2 protein-coding genes are annotated in these 3,955 nt (G+C 47.3%); both read left to right on the top strand.

Annotated features, from left to right (window positions below):
- Nucleotides 1-1,025, top strand: a 1,025-nt coding sequence (locus tag HMPREF9999_RS00475; RefSeq protein ID WP_009436278.1) for an Ig domain-containing protein, incomplete at its 5' end; no start/stop codon positions are given.
- 40 nt (nucleotides 1,026-1,065) lie between these two features.
- Nucleotides 1,066-3,955: C10 family peptidase (locus HMPREF9999_RS00480; protein ID WP_009436279.1), on the top strand; the 2,890-nt coding region annotated here is incomplete at its 3' end.

Genomic DNA, 3,955 nt, shown 5'->3' on the forward strand with positions numbered 1-3,955 from the left:
ATGCAGGAGGAGCTATGGCACAATGTGTAGTGACCGTGCTTGCACCACCCCTTATTGTTCAGAGAATTACGCTACCAGATTCTGTGACTTATAAAACAGAAGAAGAGTTCAGGTTACGAGCACAAGTATTTCCCATAACTGCCCGAGCTCACATTTTGTGGGAAGTGGAGGACAAGAGCATTGTCACAATGCTTGCTGATGGCAAATTCCGCGCCATCAAACCAGGAAAGACGACCATCATAGCGCGTGCACAGGATGCAGGCGGAGTGACGGCACAATGTGTAGTGACCGTACTTGCACCTAATGTGGCGCGCATCGAGTTACCTGCGACATTGACACAACAGCTTAATAGTGAGTTCAACTTAACGGCTCAAGTGTCTCCTAAAGAAGCTACGAGTGCCATCGTGTGGGAAGTCCAAGACAATACCATTATCTCTTCTCTGGGTGGTGGTAAATTCCGCGCCATCAAACCAGGAAAGACGACCATCATAGCGCGTGCACAGGATGCAGGCGGAGTGACGGCACAATGTGTAGTGACTGTGCTTGCGCCCAATGTGGCACGCATCGAATTGCCTGCAACATTGACACAACAGCTTAATAGTGAGTTCAACTTAACGGCTCAAGTGTCTCCTAAAGAAGCTACGAGTGCCATCGTGTGGGAAGTCCAAGACAAGAACATTGTCGCCATGCTTGCTGATGGCAAATTCCGCGCCATCAAACCAGGAACGACAACCATCACTGCACGTGCACAGGATGCAGGAGGAGCGATAGCTAAATGTGTGGTGACTATTATACCACCTACAGCTATCGTGTCTCACACTAATATTCTTAGTGTACGTCGCAACGATACGATGCTCCTCATCGAACAAGCTCCTGCAGGTCTTCCTATTATCGTTTATGACTTGACGGGAAGAATATTAGCCAATGGACGTACCTCAAATGATACAGTGACTCGCCTCCACGTTGGAACGTCACCATTATGGTTTGTCGTTATAGGAAATAAGAGTTACACACTAGGACAATAAAAGTTTTCTCACATAATCTATGTACTAATTTTATCGACTCATGATAAAAAAAACACTTTTACTCTCACTTGCAGTCAGTGTGTTAAGTATGGTTGGACACACGGCTCAGGCTGAGCCTGTCGATATCCGGAAAGCAACAGACATTGCTCGCAATTATATGAAGCATCCTGTTGCGGTTGTCACTTCCGATTCTCCTGCTATTGGTACGAGATCGGCAGCAGAAGCCCCAGCTTACCACCTCTTTGTAAGCGAAGCCGAGCAACGATTTGTCATTGTTTCGGGAGAGAGCCAAATGAATGAGATTGTGGGTTATGGCCGATTAACGAGAAGCGATGCGGATGCGCTGCCTCCACAGATGCAAGCACTATTGCAACAATACACAGAAACGGTGCGTCAAGTGCGTAGTGGACAACAGCCAGCAGCTTCTCTACCTAAATTGCTAAAGCGCAATGTAGCTCCTCTTGTCACAGCTCAATGGGGACAGAGCTATCCTTACAATAGCAAGACGCCACGCATTGGCGGAAAACCCACCTACACGGGCTGCGTAGCCACGGCTGCTGCACAATTTTTGTATTTCTACAAATGGCCTAAACAACGCCCAGCACTCTATGTCCGTAAAGCCGGCGATGGAGACGAAGCCGACACATCTCCCACTTATCTTTGGGATGCAATGAAGGACACACGCGAACAGATGACAGACTTCCGTTCAGTAAATGCCGTTGGTCGTCTGTTGTTAGACGTGGGTAAAGCCATTCGCATCACTTTTGGTACTCAAGCCAGTCCCTCCAACATTGAATACACCCTCGATGCTTTGCAAAATGACTTTGGTTATACCACTCGCTTGTTACACCGCGACCGAATGCAAGCAGACGAATTTCGTGAAGCGATTTTGCAAGAGCTTTCCGATGGCTACCCTGTGATGGTTTGCGGTGGCATACACGCATTCATCTATGACGGCTATGACCGACGCGGCTTCATTCATGCCAACTTTGGTTGGGATGGTCAAGGCGATGGCTATTATGATATTAACACCATCACCACTCCTATTCCTGGTCCGTTTATGGGGAATGGGCAGTTTTGGGAAAATCAAGTGGCACTGATGGCGCACCCTAAGAATGGACAATACCCTGACTTCCCCACTCCACAACGCACATTGGGTGCTCGCAAGAATGCAGCTTTTGAATTTACTCCCCGAACAGGAGATGCAAACACTCGTTTTAATGCAACGATTTCCTCTGGCTCTTACCATTCAATGAATGGAGAGTTCTATCGTTTCACTGGACAAGTGGGCATTGCGGTGATGGATCAAAAAGGGAATACTGTGAAACTGATTAACTCTAACAATAGGAATTTTGAATGGACAACCATTTTCATGACACAAAATATCCCTATTGAGGACATTCATTTTGCAGACATTCCTCAAGGCGACTATCTCTTGGTGCCCGTTTCACGTGAGCTGGTGGCGAAGAATCCTGATAAATACGAGGCGTGGTATCCTATTGAATATGCCAATCGTATGAAGTTGGCAGTGACCAGTAGCGGAATCTCCGTGACGGATGAGATCCAAGGGGGACCCTTGACCGTGTGCCGGGCACCAGAAATGCTCTTCCCTGCATATGCAGGCGTAGGAGATCCTGCCATGATAACCTTCGGCGTGCGTAATCCCAATGTGGATGAAGTGCATGGCAATTTGAGAATGACGTTTCAACCCGTGAATGGTGGTGCTAACTTTGTGCCTCCTTTCACCGCCAATAGCACTGTGTCGTTCCGCCGTTTGGCAGACACACAAGTTGCTGTGAACTTCCTTACGAACTATTCCGACAACACGGGTTCTCACGCGATGGCTCCTGGACGTTACAATGTGAAACTAGTATTGGAAACAACCAACACCAAGACCAAACAATTCATTCCTCTTGGTGCAGATCAAAATTACCAAATCAATGTTTTGCCTTATCCCGAAGTCAAAATTAAGGTACACAATGTTGATTTCTTGGTCAATGGCAATGAAGTCAATCAACAAGTATTTGATCTAACAAAACAGCGAGAGATTGGTATGCGGATTCATACAGAAATCCGTGGCAATAGCCAAAAGTACTATTATAGTAAGATTTACTATCGTTTAGTTTGTCCCGAAGCAAATGAATCTATTGAGGCTGGACAATCTGGTGCGGTGAGCTTGCGTCCTTTCCAACGTACGGAACCACGCTCAACAGCTGCCAGAATAGACCTCACACGCTTAACACCTGGACGCCGCTACGAGGTTCACGTCGAAATCGAAGAAAATGGTAAACGCCGTGAGATTTGGACCAATGATTCGCCACGTGCCCAATTGATGGTGGTGAATGGGAAAAGCAATTCAACACCAGACAACCCCACCAAGCCTGTAGTTCCCCCAACTCCCGAACAACCTTCTAAACCCGAAACACCGAAGGCTACACAGGTGGTGCTGGATGCAACCCAACGCAATGTGACCGTAGACGATGTCTTCACCATTGGTACTAGCGTAATCCCCAAGGAAGCAGACCAAAAGGTAACGTGGCACTTGAACCAACCCGGTATTCTGGACATGATCGGAAATGGTCAATTCAAAGCCTTGAAAGCAGGAGAAGTAATTATCACAGCTACTGCACAAGATGGTAGCGGAGTAAAAGCTGTGTGCCGAGTGACGGTCAAAGAAAAGAAGCCTGAAATTCCCAAGGCTACACAAATAGTACTGAATGAAACGCAACACACAGCGACGGTAGACGATGTGTTCACCCTTATCGCTAAAGTAATGCCCGAAAAGGCTGAGCAAAAGGTGACTTGGGCGATAGATAAAAACGACATCCTCCAACACTTGGGTGAAGGCAAGTTCAAAGCCTTGAAAGCAGGCGAAGTAATTATTACTGCTACTGCGCAAGATGGTAGCGGAGTGAAGGCTGAATGCCGCG

The sequence above is a fragment of the Alloprevotella sp. oral taxon 473 str. F0040 genome, from assembly GCF_000318095.2.
Taxonomy (GTDB): domain Bacteria; phylum Bacteroidota; class Bacteroidia; order Bacteroidales; family Bacteroidaceae; genus Alloprevotella.